We start from the raw sequence: 22,413 nt of genomic DNA on the forward strand, positions 1-22,413 counted from the left end.
GGTTAGTTGCGTTCCAAACATCGGACGATGGCGTCCGACGACTTGCCGCCTCACTTGCCGCCTCACTTGCCGCCTCACTTGCCTCCTCTTGCGCGAGACCTCGCACCCTCGCGCGCGACGTCGCGAGCGCTCGCCTTACAAGCGCCTCACGCTCTGAAGCAGGCGCTGCACAAACGCGCCACGTCTGTAACAATCGCACTACAGCCGCGCCGTGCGCGCACGCCCTCCGATTCGCCCGAGACCGCCGCCTTGTCCGATACCCACACCGCGCCGCCCGACACCACGCCGCGCGCCGACGAGCCCATGTCGGCGAAAAACCGCCGCGCCATGGCCGCGATCATGCTCGCCGTCGCGCTCGCGACGCTCGACACCGCCATCGCCAACACCGCGCTGCCCGCCATCGCCACCGACCTGCACGCGGCGCCCGCGGCCTCGGTCTGGATCATCAACGCCTACCAGCTCGCGATGGTCGCCACGCTGCTGCCGCTCGCGGCGCTCGGCGACATCGTCGGGCATCGGCGCATCTATATCGCCGGCCTGGCGATCTTCACGGTGGCCTCGCTCGCCTGCGCGGTCTCGCCCACGCTCGGCGCGCTCGCGGCGGCGCGCGTGCTGCAAGGGCTCGGCGCGAGCGCGATCATGAGCGTCAACACGGCGCTGATCCGCTTCCTCTATCCGCCGCACCGGCTCGGACGCGGCCTCGGCATGAACGCGCTGATCGTGGGCGTGTCGTTCGCCATCGGCCCGACCATCGCTTCGCTGATTCTCTCGGCGGGCACCTGGCCGTGGCTGTTCGCGATCAACGTGCCGCTCGGCGCCATCGCGCTCGTGTTCGCGATGCCCGCGCTGCCGCACACCGCGCGCGGCAAGCACAGCTTCGATCCGCTCGCGGCGCTGCTCAATCTCGTGACCTTCGCCGCGCTGATCTTCGCGCTCGGCGAGGCGGCGCAGCGCGCGCCGCTGCGCGAAGTGGGCATCGCCGCCGTGATCGCGCTGGTGTTCGGCCTGCTGCTGATCCGCCGCGAGGCCGGTCATCCCGCGCCGATGCTGCCCGTCGACCTGTTCAAGCGGCCCGTGTTCGCGCTGTCGTCGCTGACCGCGGTCTGCTCGTTCGCGGCGCAGGGCCTCGCGTTCGTCTCGCTGCCGTTCTATTTCGAAACCGTGCTGATGCGCAGCCAGGTGGAAACCGGCTTCCTGATGACGCCCTGGCCGGTCGTGGTGGCCGCCGCCGCGCCCATCGCCGGGCGGCTGTCCGACCGCTATCCGCCGGGCCTGCTCGGCGCGATCGGGCTGGCGATCCTCGCGGCGGGCATGGCGTCGCTGGCGATGCTGCCCGTGCATCCGAGCGTGCCCGACATCGTGATCCGCATGGCGATCTGCGGCGCGGGCTTCGGTTTCTTCCAGTCGCCGAATCTGCGCGCGATCATGGCCGCCGCGCCGCCCGAGCGCAGCGGCGGCGCGAGCGGCACCATCGCCGTCTCGCGTCTGCTGGGACAGACCACGGGCGCGGCGCTCGTGGCGCTGTGTTTCGGGATCGTGGGTTCGCGCGGCCCGACGCTCGCGCTCGGTCTCGGCGCGGCGTTCTCGGCGGCGGCGAGCATCGCGAGCGGCTTGCGCCTGTTCGCGCCGTCGCACCGCGCGGTGCGCAAGTGAAGTGCCGGTGAGCCGCTCGCTGAAGCGGCGCGCGTCGGCGGTTTCGCGGCGCGCGCCCGGTTGAATCCGCGCCCGGATCAGCGCTTGAAGTACGCCTTCACGGCGTCGACGAAGGTGTCGATATCGGCGGCGCTCACGTCGAGATGCGTGACGAAGCGCGACGCATAGAGCATCTGCGTGAGGATGCCGCGCTCCTTGAGCCACGCTTCGAGCGGCGCGCAATCGGCCTGCGGGAACTGCGCGAACACCATGTTGGTGGCGTGCGACATCACCTTGACCTCGTCGATCTGCGCGAGCCCGGCTGCGAGGCGCGCGGCGTTCGCGTGATCGTCGGCGAGACGCTCGACATGATGATCGAGCGCGTAGAGACACGCCGCCGCCAGCACGCCCGCCTGGCGCATGCCGCCGCCCAGCATCTTGCGCCAGCGATGCGCCGAGTCGATCAGCGCGCGGCTGCCCACCAGCACCGAACCCACCGGCGCGCCCAGCCCTTTCGAAAAGCAGAGCGACACCGAATCGAAGCCCGCCGTCAGCGCCTGCAGCGGCTGTTTTGAGCCGACCGCCGCGTTGAACGCGCGCGCGCCGTCGAGGTGCGTCGCGAGCCCGCGGCCGTGCGCGAACTGCGTGGCCTCGGCGACATAGGCCGCCGGCAGAATTTTCCCGCCGATGGTGTTTTCGAGCGCCAGCAGACGCGTGCGCGCGAAGTGATCGTCGATCGGCTTGATCGCGGCGGCGATGCGTTCGAGCGGGATCGAGCCGTCTTCCGCATTGTCGAGCGGCTGCGGCTGGATGCTGCCGAGCACCGCCGCGCCGCCGCCCTCGTACTTGTACGTGTGGGCCGCCTGGCCGACGATGTATTCGTCGCCGCGTCCGCAATGCGCCATCAGCGCGGCCAGGTTGCTCTGCGTGCCGCTCGGGAAGAACAGGCCCGCCTCCTTCCCGGCGTGCTCGGCCACGCGCGCCTGCAGGCGCAGCACGGTGGGGTCGTCGCCCCAGACGTCGTCGCCGGTTTCGGCGCCGCTCATGGCGGCAAGCATGGCGGGGCCCGGACGGGTGACGGTGTCGCTGCGCAAATCGATCATGCGATGAAGTCCTCGAAGTCCTCGTGACGGCCGCGCTCAGAGCCGCGCGGCATGGGAATCATCGAGTGTATTTTCAAACGGCGCAGCGAGGCAACCGCGCGAAAAATCGGCGGCGGCAAGAGAAAGGCGTCGGGCGATGAGGGGAAGCGGCGCGGATCGGCTATGAATCGGCCACGAATCGGCTATGAACCGGGTACGAATCTGCCGCGAATCGGCAAAAATCAGCCGTGGCGGAAAAAACGGCCGATACAAGGAAAACGCGGCGCCTGAGCGCCGCGCATCCGTTCGACGGGGGAAAGAGACTAGCGCGAGAGCAGCGGCAGCGGATCGACGGGCTTGCCGTCGCTGCGCACCTCGAACTGCACGCCCGCGACGCCATTGTTGTCGACGCCCATTTCGGCGATCGGCTGGCCTTGCGTGACGGCGTCGTCTTCCTTCACGAGCAGCCTGCCGTTGTGGCCGTAAGCCGTGACGGTCTGGTCGTTGTGCTTGATGATGACGAGCGGGCCGTAAGCCTCGATGCCCGTGCCCGCGTAGACCACGCGCCCGGCAGCGGCGGCGCGGACCTGCGCGCCCGGCTGGCCGCCGATCACGATGCCCGTGGACTTGCCCGGCACGAAGCGTTGCAGGATCGGGCCGCGCGCGGGCCAGGCCAGCGTGAGCTGCGGCGCGACAGGCGCGGGCGCGGCCACGCCGGCTGCGGCCGGCGCGGAATTCGGCGCGCCGAACCCGGGCTGCTGAGGCGCGGCGCCCGCGTAGTTCGCGGGCGGCGCGACGCGCAGCACCTGGCCGGGCAGCACCTGCGCGTTCGACGGCAGCTGGTTCCAGCTTGCGAGATCCTGCGGCCGCTGGCCGTAGGCGGAGGCGATGCGCGAGAGCGTATCGCCGGGATTGACGCGGTAATAACCGGCCGGGACGCCCGTGGTCGATGCGGTGGGCGCCGAACTCGGCTGGCCCTCCCACGGGGTGAGCGTACAGGCGCTGCAGACGAGCGTGAGCGCGGCCAGTGCCGCGTATGCGCCCGGGTTTCGCCGTTGTCGATTCATCTTGCTATACCTCGCTTGTTCCTCGCTACGTACGTCGGGGATACGTATATCTGGATGCGCGTGGGACCGCCGGCGTTCGCCCGCGAGACCCTCCGCTAAATATGGCGAACGGCCCCCATTATATCGTTCCGGGCGCGACGGTCCTTTCAAGGCGCCCGTCTCCCGGTTTTCAACCAGCATACGACGCTCGTCAGAACCGCCCTACAGTCTGCAAGGACAAACACGACTCTTCTGTTCGCCCCCTCGCCTATACTGCCTCAAGCTGCTCATCAGATAATCAGACGAAAGAGACAATGCACCTCTCGCCGCGGCCCCACGTCCGTGAGGATTTCGAGCATGAACAAAGCCACTTTCCTGTCCGTCCAGCTCAATGTCGAAGACGTCGCCGCGTCTCCGGGGCTGGTCGAATTGCTCAATAACCATCTCGTTTTTGCCGCCGACGTGGCCGAAGCCGCCGACGAACTGGTCCAGCACGCGAGCGTCGCCGGGATCTCGGGCGGCGCCGACGCGACCGTGCAGATTCCGGCCGTGGTGATCGAGCGTCTGCGCGACGCGCTCGACACCTTGAGCGGCTACGACGAAACCTGGCTGTTCGCGCTCGAACCGGGCCGTGCGCTGTTCGACGATATCGCACGCCGCTCGCGCCTCTTGCACTGAGGCGCCGCAGGACCGCGCGGAGCGGACCGCGCCCGCCGGCGCGCGCCTGTCCCGCCTTGCCGACATGCCGCCGCCCCGGCCGCCCCGCGCGCGCCACGGACGAGCGGCATGATCCTCTGGGGGAAACGCCGTGAAATCCTTTCTGAACCGCCGTCATGCCGCGCAGCCGGGCGGCCCGTCTCCGTCATCTCATCTCGTCGCGGTGGCGCGCGACGCCTCGCAGGAAGCCGCCGACGCTTCCGCGGACGCCCAAGCCGCCCGCCGCATCCACGAAACCGACCACCCGCCGCACCCCGAAGCCGAAGCCGCCGATCAACGCGACAACGCCGACACGCTCGATGACCGCGTCAGCGTCAGCGCCGCCGCGGTGACCGCGCGCATGCCGAGCCACATCGGCGGCGCGCCGCGTCCGGTTTCTACGCTGCACGCGGTGCCATCCATGCCCGCGCATCTGAGCGGGCGTCCGGTGCAGATCGCCGATGGCGCGTCGTTCGAGGCGCTCGTCGCCACACGCACGCTGGCCACGTTCCGCTCGTTTCGCAGCTTCGATTACACGGTGACGATGCTGTTTCACAGCGAGTCGCTGGGCTATTTCGTGGCGCTGCATCAGGACGGCACGCTCTGGCATGCGTTCCGCGCCACCGATATCGATTCGGCGAGCGCGGTGTTTCACCATCTGCAAGAGCAAGCGACGCGCCTCGCCGACGGCGAAACGCGCTTGGCGCAGCTGAGCGCGCAAAACGTGCTGCTGGCGAGACAAATCGAGGATTCGGAAGCGCAGGCCGAACGGCTGCGCGTGGATCTGCAACGGCACTCCGAGCAGGAGCACCGCGTGAGCGCGCGCCAGCATCAGGTGCGCAAGGACGTGGCGCAACTGGAGGCGCAGCGCATTGCGGCGCAGGCGCAATTGAACAAGGCGCACCGCGCGATTCATCAACTGACCGTGACGAGCAGCGAAGGCGTGCCGCATTTGCACGGACGCTGAGGCGCGGCTTCGCGCCGCCGCATCGCCAGATCACGCGCCCAAAAGAAAAGCGCGGGCCGGTTCTCGACCGGGCCGCGCTGGACTGCTGCTACTGCGTACTGCATTTTCACTTCTACTGCGTGCTGCGCACTTCTGCTGCATACAGCGACTGCTGCTACTACTCACTACGCACTGCAACTGCCAACTTCAACCTCTTTGCTTACTGCCGACTTCAACATCTACTGCTAACTGCGTGCTTCTACTACCAACTTCTACTGCGTCAAGCAACTTCAACTGCGTGCTGCAACCTCTACTGCGTAAAGCAACCTCTACTGCGCACTGCAACCTCTACTGCGTAAAGCAACTTCTACTGCGTACTGCAACCTCTACTGCGTAAAGCAACTTCAACTGCGTACTGCAACCTCTACTACGTACTGCAACTTCAACTGCGTACTACAACCTCTACTGCGGAAAGCCACTTCAACTGCGCACTGCAACCTCTACTGCGTAAATCAACCTCTACTGCGTACTGCAACCTCTACTACGTACTGCACCTCTGTGTGCTTACTGCGACCTGCAACTGCCTACTGCAACCTCTACTGCCTGCTACACACTGCAACCTCTACAACCAAAACAACCTGCTACTGCACTGCACCTGCCACTTCTACTTCATCTTCAACAACACACAACAACCGCTCTCTGCTCTCTGGGCACAACTCACAACAACTTCGACTGCTTCACTGCCTGGTTAGCGAGACCGCACTGAGCGATCTCGCCGATACTGCCAGCCACCAACTTGCTTAGTGGCCGAAATACACGGCTTGCGACGGCGCGACATGCGCGGGCTGCACCGGGGCGCCCGACTGCGAGGTGCCGACGGCCGGAGCGCCGTAGCCGCTGGTTTCACCGTTCGCCAGCTTTTCCTGGTTCACGCGAGCCTGGGCGGCCTGGATGTTTTCGGGGTAATTCACATGGTCGAGCGACGGGTTGTAACCAGCCTGCTCGAGTTCGACGAGCTCCGCGCGGACTTGTGCGCGGGTCAGACCTTGCTGGCTCGACTGGGCGAACGAGATCGCCGGGATGGCCAGTGCTGCTGCAACGACAACGGCGGGAATGAGCTTGTTCATGATTTAACCTCCATCTGTTTTTTTGCGCTTCGGGCTTTGTTTTCCTCAGCGCTTGATGAAAGTTTAGGCGTTTCCTTGATCTAGGGAAAACCCTAATAACAAAAAACACCGTTGCAAAATTGGTAATAAAAAAGGGGAACCCGGTTGGTTCCCCTTTTATTCAGACAAAAGACCGCAACGACTATGGGGCCGATAGCCCCTTACAGCGCGCCCACATCCGGGCGCTCAGCGTCGGCGATCAGGACCGGTCACGACCAGTCGGCGTGGAAGCTGCCCGGCTTGTCGGTGCGCTCGAAGGTGTGCGCGCCGAAGAAGTCGCGCTGCGCCTGCACCAGATTCGCGGGCACGCGCTCCGAGCGATAGCCGTCGAAATACGCAACCGCCGACGAGAACGCCGGCACCGGCACGCCCGCCGCCACCGCCTGGATCACCACGTCGCGCAGCGCGGCCTGGTAGTTCGCGGCGATATCGCGGAAATAGGGGTCGAGCAGCAGGTTATCGAGCTGCGGATCCTTCGCGTAGGCGTCGGTGATCTTCTGCAGGAAGCGCGCGCGGATGATGCAGCCCGCGCGGAAGATCTTGGCGATCGTGCCGTATTGCAGATCCCACTTGTACTCGTCCGAGGCGGCGCGCAGCTGCGCGAAACCCTGTGCGTACGAGATGACCTTCGAGAAGTACAGCGCGCGGCGCACCGACTCGACGAACGCCTTGCGGTCGCCCGCGAACGGCTTGGCGTCCGGGCCCGCGAGCACCTTGCTGGCCGCGACGCGCTGCGTCTTCAGCGACGACAGCACGCGCGCGAACACCGCTTCGGTGATCAGCGGCAGCGGCGCGCCGAGGTCGAGCGCGTTCTGGCTCGTCCACTTGCCCGTGCCCTTCTGCGCGGCGCGATCGAGGATCACGTCGACGAGATACTGGCCGGTTTCGTCGTCCTTCTTCTGGAAGATCTTCGAGGTGATTTCGATCAGGTAGCTGTCCAGCTCGCCCGCGTTCCACTCGGTGTAGACCTCGCCCAGCTCCTCGTTCGTGAGGCCGAGCACCTGCTTGAGCACCGCGTAGCTTTCGGCGATCAGCTGCATGTCGCCGTATTCGATGCCGTTATGCACCATCTTCACGTAGTGGCCTGCGCCGTCCGGGCCCATGTAGGCCACGCACGGCTCGCCGTCCGCCGGCGCCTTCGCCGCGATTTCGGTGAGGATCGGTGCCACCAGATCGTACGCGTCGCGCTGGCCGCCCGGCATGATCGACGGACCCTTGAGCGCGCCTTCCTCGCCGCCCGACACGCCCGTGCCGATGAAATGCAGGCCCGCCTTCGCGAGTTCCTGGTTGCGGCGGATCGTGTCGGTGAAATGCGTGTTGCCGCCGTCGATCAGGATGTCGCCCTTGTCCAGCAGCGGCTTGAGCGCCTCGATGGTGGCGTCGGTGGCTTCGCCGGCCTTGACCATCAGCAGGATGCGGCGCGGCTTTTCGAGCGACTCGACGAATTCTTCGAGCGTGTAGGCCGGCACGAGCTTGCGCTCGGGGAATTCAGCGATCAGCTCATCGGTTTTTTCGCGGCTGCGGTTGAACACCGACACCGCATGGCCGCGGCTCTCGATGTTGAGCGCAAGATTGCGCCCCATCACGGCCAGACCCACCACGCCGATTGCCTGTTTGCTCATGTTGACTCTCCACTTCAATCAATTGGGGTGACGCGCGCGCGGCCTCGCGCCGCGCGTCGATCGTGCAAGCATAAGGGAAACGTCCGTGCGCTGCGCGAAGGCGCGCACGGCATCCCGGCCCGAGGGCCGCGATTATCGCCTACTCGCGGCCCGCCGCTGCCTGCCTGCGGAAAACGAGGCTGAAATTATTCGCCGGCATCGCCACCACGGCCTCGCAGACGAGCCCTTCGGCCGCCGCGAGCGCCTCCACTTCCTCCATGTCGCGCACGCCCCAGGACGGGTCGCGCGCGCGCAGATCGGCGTCGAAGGCTTCGTTGCTCGGCGCCGTGTGCGCGCCGCCGCGCCGGTACGGGCCATACAGCACCAGCGCGCCGCCATCCGCAAGCCGCGCGCCCGCGCCTTTCAGCAAGGCAACAGCGGCTTCCCACGGCGCAATATGAATCATGTTGACGCAGACGATGGCGTCGACCTGGCCGATCGGCCAGGGTTCGCGGCGCACGTCGAGATCGAGCGGCTCGCGCAGATTGGCGAGCCCCGTGTGCGCGCGCCAGGCGGACACCGAGGCGCGGGCGCGCGGGTCGGCGTCGCTCGGCTGCCAGTCGATGCCGGGCAGCGCGGAAGCGAAATGCACCGCGTGCTGGCCGGTGCCGCTGGCGATTTCGAGCACGGTGCCGCGCGCGGGCAAGGCGCCGCGCAGCACGTCGAGGATCGGCGCGGCGTTGCGTTCGGCCGCGGGCGCGTGCAGGCGCTCGGGGCGCGGGCTGGGATCGGAAACGGTCATATGAAACGGAAAAATGGAGAAGGTGCGCTCAGTACAGGCTTTTCTTCATGCGCTCGGCGAGATCGGCTTCATAGCGTGCGGCGTCGAACGATTCGCCGTATTGCTCGTCGTTCACGCGGCGCAGCATGTCGCCCGCGCTCGGCAGCTGCGAGCGCTCGACGTGGCGCGACGCGTCCCAGAGGTTCGAGCGCGCGATCGCCTTCGCGCAATGGAAATAGACGCTCTCGACGTCGATCAGCATCACCGAGCGCGGCGGCTTGCCGTCGACGGCGAAGCGTTCGAGCAGCCCGGCGTCGACGCTCACGCGCGCGCGGCCGTTCACGCGCAGCATCTCGCCCACGCCCGGCACCATGAACAGCAGGCCGACCTGCGGCGCGGCCACCACGTTGCGCAGACTGTCGACGCGATTGTTGCCGGGCCGGTCGGGCAGCGCGAGCGTGCGCTCGTCGAGCACGCGCACGAAGCCCGGCGCGTCGCCGCGCGGCGAGCAGTCGAGGCCGTCCGGCCCGCCCGTGGCCAGCACGACAAACGGCGAAAGCTCGATGAAGCGGCGGTAATCCGCGTTCACGTGGTCGATTTCCTTGCGCAGCGCGCGCTCGTGCGGCGTGCCGTAATGGGCTTCGAGTTCGGCGGTCGTGGTCAGCATCGGTCGGCTTCCTGTCGATTTCCTGTCGATTTCCGTCCCGCTTGCGGCGATAAAAACGGCGCGAAATTCACACGCCGAGCCGCGCCGCCAGCGCGTCGAGCGTCGCGGCGCACGGCGCCTCGACTTTGAGCGCGAGCAGCGGATCGGCGCGCGTCTTGCCGAGGTTGATCGCGGCCACGGGCTTGCCGCGCTGCTGCGCCCACGCGCAGAAGCGATAGCCCGAATACACCATCAGCGACGAGCCGACCACGAGCACCGCATCGGCATCATCGAGCGCCGCCGACGCCGACGCCACGCGCTCGCGCGGCACGTTCTCGCCGAAAAACACCACCGACGGCTTGAGTATGCCGCCGCAAGCTTCGCAGGCCGGAATGTCGAAGGCGTGTTCGCCGTCGAAGTCGAGATGGGCGTCGCCGTCGGCGGCCGGTTCCGCGAACGCGCCCGCGAGCGCCGGATTACGCGCCTCCAGCTGCGGCTGGATCGAGGCGCGCGTGTACTGCGCGCCGCAGGCGAGGCAATGCACATGGCCGATGCTGCCGTGCAGTTCGATCACGCCGTGACTGCCCGCGCGCTGATGCAGGCCGTCGACGTTCTGCGTGACCAGCGCGCCCACGCGCCCCGCGGTTTCGAGCCGCGCGAGTGCGCGATGCGCGCCGTTGGGCTGCGCGAGCCCGACGGTCGGCCAGCCCAGCATGCTGCGCGCCCAATAACGGCGGCGCGAGCTGTCCGAGCCGAGAAACTCTTGCAGCGTGATCGGCGGCGAACGCTTCCAGGCACCGTTTTCGTCGCGATAACCGGGAATGCCCGAGTCCGTGCTGATGCCCGCGCCGGTCAGCACGAACAGGCGCGGGTGGCGCTCGGCGAACGCCTGAAGCGCGTCGAGCGCATCCGGCGCATCCGGCACATTGGCGGGCGCACTCACGGCAGGAAGATCGAGGGATTCGGACATGACGGCTCGGCGGGGTTGGGGACGCAGGACGGCGCGGAATTCAGCGCGGCGGTTCGGCCTCGGCGGCCTGGCGCGTGGCTTCGCGCCCTTCCCACTCCGCGAGCGCTTTGCGCCAGCGCTGCACCTCCTCGGCATAGAGATCGAAGATGCAGGGCTCGCAGCCGCTCTGGCAGCAATCGCCGTCGTTGGGCCGCTCGGGCGGTTCGGGGCGCGGGTCGTCCTCGGGACGCAAAGACAATGACATGGGGCAAACGTCGTAATGATTCGACGTCCAGTATACGGGAGCGCGCGTTTGCGCGTGCGGGCGCCCCGCCGCCCGCCCAGCGCGCGCCGACGTCGCCCTACGCCGGCCTACGCCCGCCTACGCACCTTCATCCGCGCCCAACGAACGGCATCTTCGTCGCCATGATCGTCATGAACTGGACGTTCGCGGCCAGCGGCAGCTGCGCCATGTGCAGCACCGCGTCGGCGACCAGTTCCACGTCCATCAGCGGCTCTACGGCGATCTCGCCGTTCGCCTGCGGCACGCCGCGCGCCATGCGCTCGGCCATGTCGGTGCCCGCGTTGCCGATGTCGATCTGGCCGCAGGCGATGTCGTAGCGCCGTCCGTCGAGCGACACCGACTTCGTGAGGCCGGTGATGGCGTGCTTGGTCGCCGTGTACGCGATGCTGAACGGACGCGGCGCATGCGCCGAAATCGAACCGTTGTTGATGATGCGTCCGCCTTGCGGGCTTTGCCGCTTCATCAGCGCGAACGCCGCGCGCGTGCAGAGAAAGACGCCGGTCAGGTTCGTATCGACCACGGCGCGCCAGTCCTCCACGGAAAGCTCGTCGATATCGACGGCCTTCGCGTTGCGCCCCGCGTTGTTGAACAGCAGATCGAGACGGCCATAGCGCTGGCGCACCGTCTCGAACAGCGACTCGACGGCCGCCGCGTCGCTGACATCGCACGGCACGGCCAGCGCGTCCTGGCCCGCCGCGCGCGCCTCGGCGGCGAGCGCGTCGAGCGGCTCGGCGCGGCGGCCCGTGAGCACGACCGCGTAGCCGTTCGCGAGCAGCTTGCGCGCGCACGCGCGGCCGATGCCGCTGCCCGCACCCGTCACGAGCGCCACCTTGCGCGCGTTGTTTTGCTGACTTTCCTGCGTCTGTTCCTGCGTCTGTTCCTGCGTTGCCTCAGTCATCGTGCCTGCCTCGTTTGCTTCGATCGTTGTTGACCTTCAATCCTGTGCGAATCCCGCGCGCAGCACGTCGACGAACGCGTTGCCCGCCTGCGAATCCATGCCGCCATCGCGCCACATCGCGAACACGCCCACGCTCAACTCCGGCTCGACGCGCCGGATCGCGACCGGCTCGCCCGCGCTTTTCGCCGTGATTTCGTCGAGCAGCACGCGCCCCACGCCGCGCGCCGCGAGCGAGCGCGCCACGTACCAGGTCTGCGCCTCGACCACGGCGAGCCGCCCTTCCACGCCCTGCGTTTCGAGCAGATGCCCGATGGTCTCGCCGAGCGGATCGACGTTGCCGATGCTGATCCAGTCGCCCGCGACCACGTCCTGCAAGGCGAGCGGCACATCGGCGGGCGTCGGCTCGTCGGGCGGCGCGACGCAGACCACAGCCGTGCGCCCGAGTTCGAGCGAGGCGATGCCTGGCCACGCAGGCGGGTTGATCGCCACGCCAATGTCAAGCTCGCGCGTGAGCAGCGCGTTGAACAGTTCGTGCGTGTGGCGCGTCTGGATCTGCAGCGAGACCTCGGGATAGCTCGCGCGAAACGCCTGCACGGCCTGCGGAATCAGGCTCAGGCCCAGACTCGGCAGACAGCCGATGCGCAGCAGCCCTTGCGGCTGCAGCGCGAGATTGCGCGCGAGGTCGCGGATGCTGTCGAGGCTCGTTTGCAGCTTCTGGGTTTCGGCGAACAGCAGTTCGGCTTCGCGCGTCGGTTGCAGCCGCCCGTGCGTGCGCGCGAACAGCTTGAGGCCCGCGCTGCGTTCGGCATGCGCGAGCACCTTGCTCACGGCGGGCTGCGAGACGCACAGCAGCTCGGCCGCCTTCGAGAGCGAGCCCGTGCGCATGATCGCGTGAAAGACTTCGATGTGGCGTAGACGCATGAGGCGCGGGCCGCCCGGCGCGGCAAGGCAAAAGCGCAAGGATAGCGCGTCAGCCGGGCCTCACACGCGGAAGTCGGCGGCCATGTCCTCGTCGCTGCGCGCGACGATCTTGCCGCTGCGCGCCGCCTTCACGAACAGGTCGTAATCCTGCTCGACCTGATCGGCGTAAGCGAAGCCGTATTCGACGAGCGCTTCGGCGAACTGATCGCTGCGGCCGATATACGACGCGATCTCGATGGCCGCGTTGCCCGACTTCGCGTGCGCGCGCGCCATCGCCCAGCCGCACAGGCGTCCGTAGCCCGCGAGCAGCGTGCTGTCGAGCAGTTCGAGATCGACGGACAGCTTCATGTCGCGCAACTGGCGGAAGTAGAAATGACGCCCCGACGGCCCCGTCGACCAGCCGAGAAAGATATCGCTCGCGGCCTGCAGCAGACGCTGCCCCTGCACGACGCGCGCGCCTTCGTGCTTGAACGCGGGCGACTTGAAGTGCTGCGCGATCACCGAGCGGCGCGCCTCCTTGACCTGGAGAAACAGCGGCTTGCCGTGATGATCGACGAGCAGGATGACGAGGCAGCGCGTACCCACGCTGCCCACGCCCACGACCTTGAAGACGAGATCCTGGAGCGCGAAGTGTTCGAGCAGTTCGCGCCGGTCGGGCGCGAGCGTCTTCAGATACGCCTCGTAAGTGGGCTCGATGAGCGTGCGCCAGTCGTCGAACGTGAGCCAGCTATCCTCGGCTTCGTAGAGCGTGTTCGGGCCGTGCACGTGAAAGAGCGCGGGCGGCGCGTCGCGCACGATCCAGTGGCCCGACGCGTCGTCGCGATGCGCGAGCTTCTCCAGCATGCTTTCGTGCGTGCGGCCCGCCGCCTTCTCCATGCCGCGGCGGATCAGACGCCGGCCCTCGGGCGTGAGCGCCGTCTCGACCATGCGGTCGAAGGTGATCTTGTCGTACCAGAGTTCGAGCGCGCCGTAGTCGGCGTACTGGCGCATGCGGTCGCGATAGGTGTTCACCACCGTCATCACGAGGTCCTCGGCCACGCCGCGCGAGTAGCGCATGTGCCGCGCCGCCACCACGAAGCTCGCGACGAGGCGCTTGAGGTCCCATTCCCACGGGCCGGGCGCGACTTCGTCGAAGTCGTTGAGATCGAAGACGAGTTGACGCTCGGGCGTGGCGAAGCCGCCGAAATTAAGCAGATGGCCGTCGCCGCAAATCTGCATGACCATGCCGGTGTTCGGCACCTGGGCGAGGTCGTGCGCCTGGAGGATCGCGCTGCCGCGAAAGAACGTGAACGGCGAGACGATCATGCGGCCATAGCGCAGCGGCACGAGGTTCGGCACGCGCCCTTCGCTGCTCGCCTGCAGCAGCTTGAGCGGATCGCGATGCAGCTCGCCGACCAGCTTGTGGCTCGAACGTTTCGCCCGCTCGCGCGCGGCGCGTCCGGCCGCTTCGCGTTCTGCAACGGTCTTTCCATTCATGAACGGCTCCCGTCCTGGATGACATTGACGACCCGTAATGCGCCCGGCATCGGCGCGTCCGCGAAGGCGCGCCAGCCTGCCGTATTTAAGCGTGCGGCCCTCATTTGCGCAAGCGCGGCGATCCATGCGATCCATGCGATTCGATGCGTGCACAAGGTCCGCGCAGCGCACGCGGCGCTCGTGTACCGTGCGGATTGACCTCGCGCGGACCGCCGGGTTCACGCCGCCCCGCTCCACGCTCGACCATCGCCGTCTCACGAGGCCTGCATGAACATCGGTGTCTATGGAACGCTCGTCGCCGCATCGCTCGTCCTGCTGCTCGGCAACCGGCTGCTGGCCGCGCTGCCGCTGCTGCGCAAATGGACGATCCCCGAGCCCGTGGCGGGCGGCCTCGTCGTCGCGCTCGCGCTGTTCGGCCTGCATGCGTTCGCGCATGTGGACGTGCGCTTCGACGCCTCGCTGCAATCGCCGCTGATGCTCGCGTTCTTCGCGACCATCGGCCTGAACGCCAATCTCGCGAGCCTCAAATCGGGCGGTCCGATGCTCGCGCGTTTTCTCGCCGTGGTGATCGGCCTGCTCGTGCTGCAAAACGTGGTGGGCATCGGGCTCGCGCTCGCGCTGCGCGTCGATCCGCTGTTCGGGCTGCTCGGCGGCTCGGTCTCGCTCGCGGGCGGACACGGCACGGGCGCGGCGTGGGGCGAAGTCTTCACCGAGCGGCACGGCCTGGAGTCGGCGACCGAAGCGGCCATCGCGTGCGCGACGTTCGGCCTCGTGATGGGCGGCATCCTCGGCGGCCCGGTCGCGCAGCGGCTGCTCAAGCGCATCGGCCACGCGCCTGGCCCATCCGCCACAGCCGCCACACCCGCCACACCCGATGCTCCCGCCAAAGCCAGCGCCGAAGCACCCTACGCCTTCGAGGAACCCAAAGCCGAGCAGGCGACCACGCCCGCCGTCTTCATCGAAACGCTGACGCTCATCGCCATCAGTCTCGCCGTCGGCGACGTGATCGCCGGCTGGATCGCGGGCACGCCGTTCGAGTTGCCGGGCTTCGTCTGCACGCTGTTCGTGGCGGTGCTGCTCGCCAACGGACTCGCGCTCCTGGGCCGACCGATCGCCGAACACGCAGTCGCGCTGATCGGCAACGTGAGCCTCGCGCTCTTTCTCGCGATGGCGCTCATGACGCTGCGCCTCTGGGACCTCGCCGCGCTCGCGCTGCCGGTATTCTCGATCCTCGTCGCGCAGACCGTGATGATGGTGCTGTACGCGATGTTCGTGACGTTCCCCGTGATGGGCCGCAACTACGACGCCGTCGTGCTTTCCGCCGGGCATTGCGGTTTCGGCCTCGGCGCGACGCCCACCGCCATCGCCAACATGCAGGCCGTGACCGCGCGCTTCGGCCACTCGCACCTGGCCTTCCTCGTGGTGCCGATGGTGGCCGCGTTCTTCATCGATATCGCCAACGCCATCGTCATCAAGCTGTTTCTCGCGCTGCCGATTTTCGGGTGAATTTTGCATCGGCGAAGCGGCGCGCGCCGGCGCGCTAGAATCGCGGAATGCGCGCTTGCGCGCGTGGCTGCGCGCGCCATCGCGTACCTTCATACGATTCGCCGAGCACGATCATGTCCCTCTCCGCCTGGCTGTTTTTCCTGCCCGCCTGCTTCGCGCTGAACATGGCGCCGGGCCCGAACAACCTGCTGTCGATCAACGTGGCCGCACGCCACGGATTCGGGCGCGCGTTCGTGGGCGGACTCGGCCGGCTGCTGGCCTTCGCGGCGATGATCGCGCTCGCGGCCACCGGCCTCGCGGTCGTGCTGCGCGCCTCCGAAGCCGTGTTCTTCGCGATCAAGCTCGCGGGCGCGGCCTATCTCGTGTGGCTCGCCGTGCAGCTCTGGCGCAGCGACGACGCGCCCGTCGGCATGAAACTCGACAGCGACGCCACGCTCGCGCGCCTCGCCTGGCGCGAGTGCCTCGTGGCGGCGGGCAATCCGAAGGCGATTCTGGTTTTCACGGCCTTCCTGCCGCAATTCGTCGACGTGACGAAGCCGATGCTCGCGCAATTCGGCGTGCTCGGCGCGAGCTTCCTCGTGCTCGAAACCATCGCGATCGCGCTCTACTCGCTCGCGGGCATGTACCTCGCGCGCTGGCTCACGCGCAGCACCGTGCGCCGCTGGTTCAACCGCGCGTGCGGCACGTTTCTCGGCGCGATCGGCGTGAGTTTCCTGCTGGTCCGGCGCGGCTGAACGCGCGCGGCGCGAGCGTCTTTTCGCGTCTCCGTTTGTGCTTCCGTATGCGCCATCATCCATAAGGTTTCGCTGATGATTTTGGCGAGAAACTTTAACTGTCGTTAATCGACAGCACCCCCTATGCTCGAACCATCGTCCGTCGCGCGGGCGTGCGTGTGCATTGCACATCCGGCACGCAGCGCTTGCAGCGCTTGAGCGGACACGCGGCTTTCAACGTCATTGGGGAATCGATATGAAGATCTGCATCTTCGGTGCGGGCGCGATCGGCGGCATGATGGGCGTGCAACTCGCACGCGCGGGCGCCGACGTGAGCTTCGTCGCGCGCGGCCCGCATCTGGCCGCCATGCGCGAGCGCGGCGCGCGTCTCTTGATGGACGGCGAGGAATACGTCGCCAAAGTACGGTGTACGAACGATCCGCGTGAACTCGGCGTGCAGGACGTGGTGATCGTCACGCTCAAGGCGCATTCGGTCGCGGGCGTGATCGACGCGATGCAGCCGCTGCTCGGCAAGCACACGGCCATCGTCACGGGCACCAACGGCATTCCGTACTGGTACTTCCATCGCCACGGCGGCAAGTTCGAAGGCACGCGCCTCGAAAGCATCGACCCGGACGGCTCGCAGTGGACGCGCCTCGGCCCCGAGCGCGCGATCGGCTGCGTGCTCTACCCGGCCGCCGAAATCGACGAACCGGGGCTGATCCGCCATGTCTACGGCAAGAAATTCCCGATCGGCGAGCCGTCGGGCGAACGTACGACGCGCATCGTGCAGTTGCAGGAAGCGATGACGGCGGCGGGCTTCGAGGCGCCGATCCGCGACAATATCCGCGACGAAATCTGGCTCAAGCTGTGGGGCAATCTCTGCTTCAATCCGATCAGCGCGCTCACGCACGCGACGCTCGACGTCATCACGCAGGACCCCGCCACGCGCGCCGTCGCGCGCACGATGATGCTCGAAGGCCAGCGCATCGCGGAGCAGTTCGGCGTGCATTTCCGCGTGGATCTGGAGCGGCGTATCGACGGCGCGGGCGCAGTGGGCGCGCACAAGACCTCGATGCTCGTCGATCTCGAACAGGGCCGGCCGATGGAAATCGATCCGCTGCTGACCGTCGTGCAGGAGATGGGCCTGCTCGTCGGCGAACCGACGCCCGCCATCGACACCGTGCTCGCGCTCGTCAAGCAACGCGAACGCATGGCGAAGCAGGCGGCGTGAGGCGCGATAAGTCTCGGCAAGGCGCGTAGAAAGCGCCTTGTTTAAAGGGGTAAAACAAAACGGACCGCATGAGAATGCGGTCCGTTTTTTTGCTTCGATTGAAAAAGCTGCGAGGGAAAAACGCAGACGCGACGATCACTCCACGCGTGCCTGCTCGCGCGACGCGCGCAGCGCGCTTTCGAACAGCGCGGCGCCGCGCTGCGTTTCGCTGGCGTCGTTGCTGCGCGCGCGGGCGGCGCGGTTGTGGGCCGAGGTGTCGGCCGAGGCGTTGGCTGACGCATTCGCCGATATCGTCGAGAGTTCCGGCGCAGCCGTGCGGCCGTCGCTGACGAACTGCGACCACGCCGCCTGCGCGCTCGGACGCAGCGAGCGATTGCGCCGCCGCACGAGCATCGTGCTCACCTGCACGACCGGATGCAGCACGCGCGTGACCAGCGGACCCGGCGGCGCGGGCCAATGGCAGGCGGTGCTCGCGGAACCGCCGAGCACGTCGCCCGACATGCGCCCATCTCGCCCTTCGCGCATGTCGCGAACATCGCGCCCATCTTCGCCGCAGACCGGCAGCACGCCGATCCCCATGCCGAGCTGCGCCATGCGCGCCACGCCCGCCACATGCGCGAATTCCTGCAACGGACGCCCTTCGGGACGCAGACCTTCGAGCGCGCGCATGACGGCCGCGCGGCAGCCCGCATCGCGATTGAGCGTAACGAGCGGCTCGCGGGCGAGATCATCCCAACGCAGCGCGCCCTGCAACGCAAGCGGGTGCTGCGCGGGCAGCACGGCGCACAGCGGCGTCGCGCTGAGCGGCTGCACGTCGAGATTGCCGCTCGCGAACGGCACGCATTCGGCGATCACGCCGAAGTCGGCTTCGCCCTGCTCGACGGCCTGCAATACGGCCGCTTGCGGCAAATCCTGCAACTGGAGCGTGAGCGCGGGAAACGCGGCGGCGCAGCGCGCCATCGCGGCCGGCACCCAGCCGGAGGACAGCACGGGATTGCTCGCGATCAGCACCACGCCGCTATGGGCCTGGTTCGCGTCGCGGCCTTCGGAGAGCGCCATGTCGATTTCATCGAGCAGGCGCCCGATGCGCCGCTCGAAGCCGCTGCCCGCGACCGTGAGTTCGACCTGGCGCGTAGTGCGATCGAACAGCTTGAGATCGACCGCTTCTTCAAGCTCACGCACGCAGCGGCTGACCGCCGACTGCGTGAGCCCGAATTCGCGCGCGGCGCGCGTGAAGCTGCGCGCGCGCGCCACGGCGACGAACACCTTGAGTTGCTGAAGCGAAACATTCATCGACATCGCCGCGTCCGCTCGTCATTCGCCGCTGCGGTTGGGGAAGCTTTGCAGCCCGGCGGGATTCGTCGCGAGCGTCGCGGAATGCTCGTCGCTCTGCTCGATCAGACGATGGCGCATCGGCGCGAGGATGAACTTGGCGCTCACACCCGCCGCGATCGTGATGACCGCCGAGGCGATGAACACCGCGCTCCAGCCGCCCGTCGCCGAGAGCACCGAGGCCACCGGCACCAGCAGCGCGGCCGTGCCCTTCGCGGTATAAAGCGTGCCGGCGTTGGCGGCGGCGTACTTGCTGCCGAACGTGTCGGCGCAGATCGCCGGGAAGATCGAGAAGATCTCGCCCCAGAACAGGAAGATCAGCGCGGCGAACGTCATGAACGCATAGGGATTCGTGCCGTACTGCATCATGCCGAGCAGCGCGAGCCCTTCGCCCGTGAAGATGATGAACATCGTGTTCTCGCGGCCGATCTTGTCCGAGATGAAACCGCACAGCGGACGCGTGAAGCCGTTACAGATGTTATCGATCGAGAGCGTGAGCGTGAGCAGCGGCAAGGTCGCGCCGAACACCGTCATCGGAATGCGCGCGAGGCCCCAGTCTTTCGCGATCGGCCCGATCTGCGCCGTCGCCATCAGACCGCCGGCGGCCACCGCGACGAACGAGATGTAGATCAGCCAGAACACCGGTTGCTTGACCATCTGCCCCGGCGTGTAGTCGACACGCGTGACGAGACGGCGGCCCGCCGCGACGTTGGCGCGCGGCGCGGGCTTCACGAGCACGAGCGCGAGCAGGAGGATCGATACGCCCTGCAGGATGCCGAAGAAGAAGAACGTATGCTCGTAGCCCGAGCGCGTGATCATGTTGGCGATCGGAATCACCGTCACCGCCGCGCCCGCGCCGAAACCCGCCGCCGTGAGGCCCGCCGCGAGACCGCGGCGATCCGGGAACAACTTCAGCGCATTGCCCACGCAGGTGCCGTACACGCCGCCCGCGCCGATGCCCGCGATCACCGAGGAGACGTACAGCATCGGCAACGTGGTCGCGTACGAGTTGAGCACCCAGGCGAGGCCCGCGCAGAGCGCGCCGACCATCACGACGGGACGCGGACCGAACTTGTCGACCAGCCAGCCTTCGACCGGCACGAGCCAGGTTTCAGTCAGGATGAAAATGGAGAACGCCAGCTGAATCGAGGCTTCGCCCCAGTGATGACGCGCGTTCATGGGCGCGACGAATAGCGTCCACGCGTATTGCAGGTTGGCGACGAGTGCCATGCATAGCATGCCCACCACCAGTTGAAACCAGCGGTTCGTCCAGAACGGACCGCCCTCGCTCCTCTGACTGATTGCATTCATCTCGCTTGTCTCCGCTATCCATTCATGGATGCCGGTACTTTCGCCGGCCTGCATAGATATTTACTTATCGTTTTAAAACTTCCCTGCTTTCCTTCTGAATACCACTCGAATCTGCACACGAAAAATCGAATGGAAATTCGTGAAATCCCTTTCATTCGACAATTCGCGGAATTGCCTGAAAACACCGTTACTGAAGGCTTCAACTACGGGTTTTCCCGCTTTAAAAGGCACTTTTACGCGTTAACCCGCACGCCGCTTCGCTGGCATTCGGACTCCTTTCAACTCATGCTAGGGGGATTGCTGGATTACTCATAATTAAAGTTTGTTATTATGTTGATTCACCATCCTTTATGGATCGGCCATGACCATGAGAAATGCCACGCTGCGCCAGCTCAAGGTGTTCGAAACCGTCGCGCGCCACCTCAGTTTTTCGCGCGCCGCGGAAGAGTTGCATCTCACGCAGCCTGCCGTTTCCACGCAAGTCCGCCAGCTCGAAGAGCACGCGGGTCTGCCGCTGTTCGAGCAGCTCGGCAAGAAGATCTATCTCACGCCCGCGGGCACCGAGATGCTGCATTACAGCCGCGCGATCATTCAGCAGTTCCATGAAGTCGACGAGGCGATGAGCCAGTTGAAGGGCGTCTCCGGCGGCAAGCTCAACGTGGCCGTGATCAGCGCGGGCGACTACTTTTTTCCGCGCCTGCTGGCCGAATTCACGCGCCGCTACAAAGGCGTCACGCTCAATCTTTCGGTGCATAACCGCGAGCAATTGCTGCATCAGCTGTCGAGCAACCTGACCGATCTCGCGGTCATGGTGCGTCCGCCGCACACCACCGACGCCATCAACGAGCCGTTCGCGCCGCACCCGTACGTGATCGTCGCCGCGCCCTCGCATCCGCTCGCGCACAAGCGCAGCATCAAGCTCAGCACGCTCGCCAACGAGGCCTTCATCGTGCGCGAGCGCGGCTCGGACACGTGGAATTCGATGGAAGAAGGCTTCGCGGGCAAGATCACGAACCTCAAGATCGCGATGGAGATCCAGAGCACCGAGACCATCAAGCAGGCCGTGATCGCGGGTATGGGCATCGCGTTTCTATCGGCGCATACGATCAGCCTCGAATTGCAGGTGGGCCACCTCGTCGTGCTCGACGTGGAGGGCTTTCCGGTCATGCTCAACTGGTACGTGGTGCACCGCAAGAACAAGCGTCTGCCGCCCGTCGCGCTCGCCTTCAAACGCTTCCTGATGGAAGAAGGCGCGCAGCTTATCGAAAACATCACGCGTGTCTCCGAATCGACCTTCCATAAGTAAGGATGGATAGGTCGATACCGATGTATTAGACAGGCTGAATGATTCGCCAGCCGCGAGGCGCGAAAGGGTTGAATCGCGATCGGAAAGTACCTTCAAGCGCCGACACGCGACGCTCAGTGCGGCCCCTGGCGCTGCCTGAGCGCGCCGTGACGACTGCGCCGCCGACGCGGCAAATGTTGAGACGCGTGCTGCGCCGCGCGCGCCCATTCAGGCGGCGCTTCATAACCGGCGGCCCACGCATCGAATCCGGCGGAGGGATTCACGCCGCTGTCGAACGCCGCCACGAGCCATTCGTCGGGCACGCCCGCGAAACGCGCGTACAACACAGGCGGCGCGGGCGCGGCAAACGAGGCAGCGCGATGCGTCCCGCCCATCAGCCGCACGCCGAGCGCAGCGCACAACACGCACGCGCCCACCAGCACCGAAGCGCCAAATTCCGCCGACGCGCAAACCCGCTCCATCGCGAAGCCGTAGCCGAGCGCCGCGCACAGAACGACGGCGGCGGCGTGCAGAACACGATCGCCGTATCGAGCCGGCGCGCGGGCGCGCGAACGCCCGCGCGCGCCGAACGACCAGGCGCGCGCGGCGGCGCCGAACAGNNCGCGCTCGCGCCGATCACGCAGCCCGCCGCACCCGCTACGCGCGCACGTTTCGTCAGATCGCGGCGCGCGCCGAGCCATAGCCCCGCCAGCACGCCCGCCTCCGCGGCGGCGACCGCGGCCGCGCCATGCGCCAGCAACGCCGCCAGCACTCCCGGCGGAATCGTCAGTAGCAGTCCGAACGAAATGGCAAACGCAAGGTGACGCGCAGGTTGGCTAACTTCGCGCCGCGCCCGCTTGCATTGCGGCTTCGCGCGCGCAGGCCCGC

General features: G+C 66.9%; 23 protein-coding genes. 9 read left to right on the forward strand and 14 right to left on the reverse strand.

The window, feature by feature from the left end:
• Positions 1-303 precede the first annotated feature (303 nt).
• Entirely contained in the window at positions 304-1,653 is a 1,350-nt protein-coding gene (locus LDO54_RS26390; RefSeq protein ID WP_224013672.1) for an MFS transporter, read from the forward strand.
• A 77-nt stretch (positions 1,654-1,730) separates the two neighbouring features.
• Here LDO54_RS26390 and ltaE read toward each other — a convergent pair whose 3' ends face one another.
• Complete coding sequence (ltaE, locus tag LDO54_RS26395; RefSeq protein WP_224013624.1) at positions 1,731-2,735, reverse strand: low-specificity L-threonine aldolase; 1,005 nt, start codon at positions 2,733-2,735, stop codon at positions 1,731-1,733.
• 51 nt (positions 2,736-2,786) lie between these two features.
• Between ltaE and LDO54_RS26400 the strand changes: the two genes are divergently transcribed.
• Positions 2,787-3,005, forward strand: coding sequence for a hypothetical protein (locus LDO54_RS26400; RefSeq protein WP_224013625.1), 219 nt, complete (start codon positions 2,787-2,789; stop codon positions 3,003-3,005).
• Between the two features lie 32 nt (positions 3,006-3,037).
• Here LDO54_RS26400 and LDO54_RS26405 read toward each other — a convergent pair whose 3' ends face one another.
• The gene (locus LDO54_RS26405) at positions 3,038-3,781 is read right to left on the reverse strand and encodes a murein hydrolase activator EnvC family protein (RefSeq protein WP_224013626.1); all 744 of its coding nucleotides are present in this window, start codon (positions 3,779-3,781) and stop codon (positions 3,038-3,040) included.
• Positions 3,782-4,117: 336 nt separating this feature from the next.
• Between LDO54_RS26405 and LDO54_RS26410 the strand changes: the two genes are divergently transcribed.
• Together LDO54_RS26410 and LDO54_RS26415 are read left to right on the forward strand one after the other, a co-directional pair.
• Positions 4,118-4,438, forward strand: a complete 321-nt coding sequence (locus LDO54_RS26410; RefSeq protein WP_224013627.1) for a hypothetical protein — start codon at positions 4,118-4,120, stop codon at positions 4,436-4,438.
• Between the two features lie 130 nt (positions 4,439-4,568).
• Positions 4,569-5,423: a DUF2968 domain-containing protein gene (locus LDO54_RS26415; RefSeq protein WP_224013628.1), complete on the forward strand. Its 855-nt coding sequence runs from the start codon at positions 4,569-4,571 to the stop codon at positions 5,421-5,423.
• A gap of 779 nt (positions 5,424-6,202) precedes the next feature.
• On the opposite strand, the gene LDO54_RS26420 is transcribed toward LDO54_RS26415, so the two are convergent.
• From LDO54_RS26420 to LDO54_RS26460, 9 genes are all read right to left on the reverse strand, one after another.
• Complete coding sequence (locus LDO54_RS26420) at positions 6,203-6,529, reverse strand: DUF4148 domain-containing protein (RefSeq protein WP_224013629.1); 327 nt, start codon at positions 6,527-6,529, stop codon at positions 6,203-6,205.
• Between the two features lie 248 nt (positions 6,530-6,777).
• Positions 6,778-8,190 carry an NADP-dependent phosphogluconate dehydrogenase gene (gene gndA, locus LDO54_RS26425; RefSeq protein ID WP_224013630.1) on the reverse strand — a complete coding sequence of 471 codons (1,413 nt, stop codon included), beginning with the start codon at positions 8,188-8,190 and terminating at the stop codon, positions 6,778-6,780.
• 139 nt (positions 8,191-8,329) lie between these two features.
• Positions 8,330-8,971: a DUF938 domain-containing protein gene (locus LDO54_RS26430; protein WP_224013631.1), complete on the reverse strand. Its 642-nt coding sequence runs from the start codon at positions 8,969-8,971 to the stop codon at positions 8,330-8,332.
• A gap of 28 nt (positions 8,972-8,999) precedes the next feature.
• Positions 9,000-9,617, reverse strand: coding sequence for a pyridoxamine 5'-phosphate oxidase family protein (locus LDO54_RS26435; protein ID WP_224013632.1), 618 nt, complete (start codon positions 9,615-9,617; stop codon positions 9,000-9,002).
• Positions 9,618-9,684: 67 nt separating this feature from the next.
• Positions 9,685-10,566 carry an NAD-dependent protein deacetylase gene (locus tag LDO54_RS26440; protein ID WP_224013633.1) on the reverse strand — a complete coding sequence of 294 codons (882 nt, stop codon included), beginning with the start codon at positions 10,564-10,566 and terminating at the stop codon, positions 9,685-9,687.
• Positions 10,567-10,606: 40 nt separating this feature from the next.
• Positions 10,607-10,810 carry an oxidoreductase-like domain-containing protein gene (locus LDO54_RS26445; RefSeq protein ID WP_224013634.1) on the reverse strand — a complete coding sequence of 68 codons (204 nt, stop codon included), beginning with the start codon at positions 10,808-10,810 and terminating at the stop codon, positions 10,607-10,609.
• 127 nt (positions 10,811-10,937) lie between these two features.
• Entirely contained in the window at positions 10,938-11,747 is an 810-nt protein-coding gene (locus LDO54_RS26450; protein WP_224013635.1) for an SDR family oxidoreductase, read from the reverse strand.
• A gap of 36 nt (positions 11,748-11,783) precedes the next feature.
• Positions 11,784-12,668 (reverse strand): LysR family transcriptional regulator, encoded by an 885-nt coding sequence (locus LDO54_RS26455; protein ID WP_224013636.1) that lies wholly within the window; start codon positions 12,666-12,668, stop codon positions 11,784-11,786.
• A 60-nt stretch (positions 12,669-12,728) separates the two neighbouring features.
• Entirely contained in the window at positions 12,729-14,144 is a 1,416-nt protein-coding gene (locus LDO54_RS26460; protein ID WP_224013637.1) for a DUF2252 domain-containing protein, read from the reverse strand.
• Between the two features lie 267 nt (positions 14,145-14,411).
• Between LDO54_RS26460 and gltS the strand changes: the two genes are divergently transcribed.
• From gltS to LDO54_RS26475, 3 genes are all read left to right on the forward strand, one after another.
• Positions 14,412-15,650 carry a sodium/glutamate symporter gene (gene gltS / locus LDO54_RS26465; protein WP_224013638.1) on the forward strand — a complete coding sequence of 413 codons (1,239 nt, stop codon included), beginning with the start codon at positions 14,412-14,414 and terminating at the stop codon, positions 15,648-15,650.
• A 113-nt stretch (positions 15,651-15,763) separates the two neighbouring features.
• Positions 15,764-16,384 carry a LysE family translocator gene (locus LDO54_RS26470; RefSeq protein WP_224013639.1) on the forward strand — a complete coding sequence of 207 codons (621 nt, stop codon included), beginning with the start codon at positions 15,764-15,766 and terminating at the stop codon, positions 16,382-16,384.
• A gap of 235 nt (positions 16,385-16,619) precedes the next feature.
• On the forward strand, positions 16,620-17,597 hold the full coding sequence (locus tag LDO54_RS26475; protein ID WP_224013640.1) for a 2-dehydropantoate 2-reductase: 978 nt from the start codon (positions 16,620-16,622) through the stop codon (positions 17,595-17,597).
• Positions 17,598-17,732: 135 nt separating this feature from the next.
• Here LDO54_RS26475 and LDO54_RS26480 read toward each other — a convergent pair whose 3' ends face one another.
• Positions 17,733-18,890 carry a LysR family transcriptional regulator gene (locus LDO54_RS26480; RefSeq protein ID WP_224013641.1) on the reverse strand — a complete coding sequence of 386 codons (1,158 nt, stop codon included), beginning with the start codon at positions 18,888-18,890 and terminating at the stop codon, positions 17,733-17,735.
• A gap of 21 nt (positions 18,891-18,911) precedes the next feature.
• A complete protein-coding gene (oxlT, locus tag LDO54_RS26485; protein WP_224013642.1) occupies positions 18,912-20,240 on the reverse strand; it encodes an oxalate/formate MFS antiporter in 1,329 nt (442 codons plus the stop codon).
• A gap of 24 nt (positions 20,241-20,264) precedes the next feature.
• Here oxlT and LDO54_RS26490 point away from each other — a divergent pair, with 24 nt between their 5' ends.
• Entirely contained in the window at positions 20,265-20,555 is a 291-nt protein-coding gene (locus LDO54_RS26490; protein ID WP_224013643.1) for a hypothetical protein, read from the forward strand.
• A gap of 46 nt (positions 20,556-20,601) precedes the next feature.
• Entirely contained in the window at positions 20,602-21,546 is a 945-nt protein-coding gene (locus tag LDO54_RS26495) for a LysR family transcriptional regulator (protein WP_224013644.1), read from the forward strand.
• 113 nt (positions 21,547-21,659) lie between these two features.
• Here LDO54_RS26495 and LDO54_RS26500 read toward each other — a convergent pair whose 3' ends face one another.
• Positions 21,660-22,007 carry a hypothetical protein gene (locus LDO54_RS26500; RefSeq protein ID WP_224013645.1) on the reverse strand — a complete coding sequence of 116 codons (348 nt, stop codon included), beginning with the start codon at positions 22,005-22,007 and terminating at the stop codon, positions 21,660-21,662.
• Positions 22,008-22,413: the final 406 nt, after the last annotated feature.

The organism is Paraburkholderia tropica (genome assembly GCF_914484835.1).
GTDB classification, from domain to species: Bacteria; Pseudomonadota; Gammaproteobacteria; order Burkholderiales; family Burkholderiaceae; genus Paraburkholderia; species Paraburkholderia tropica_A.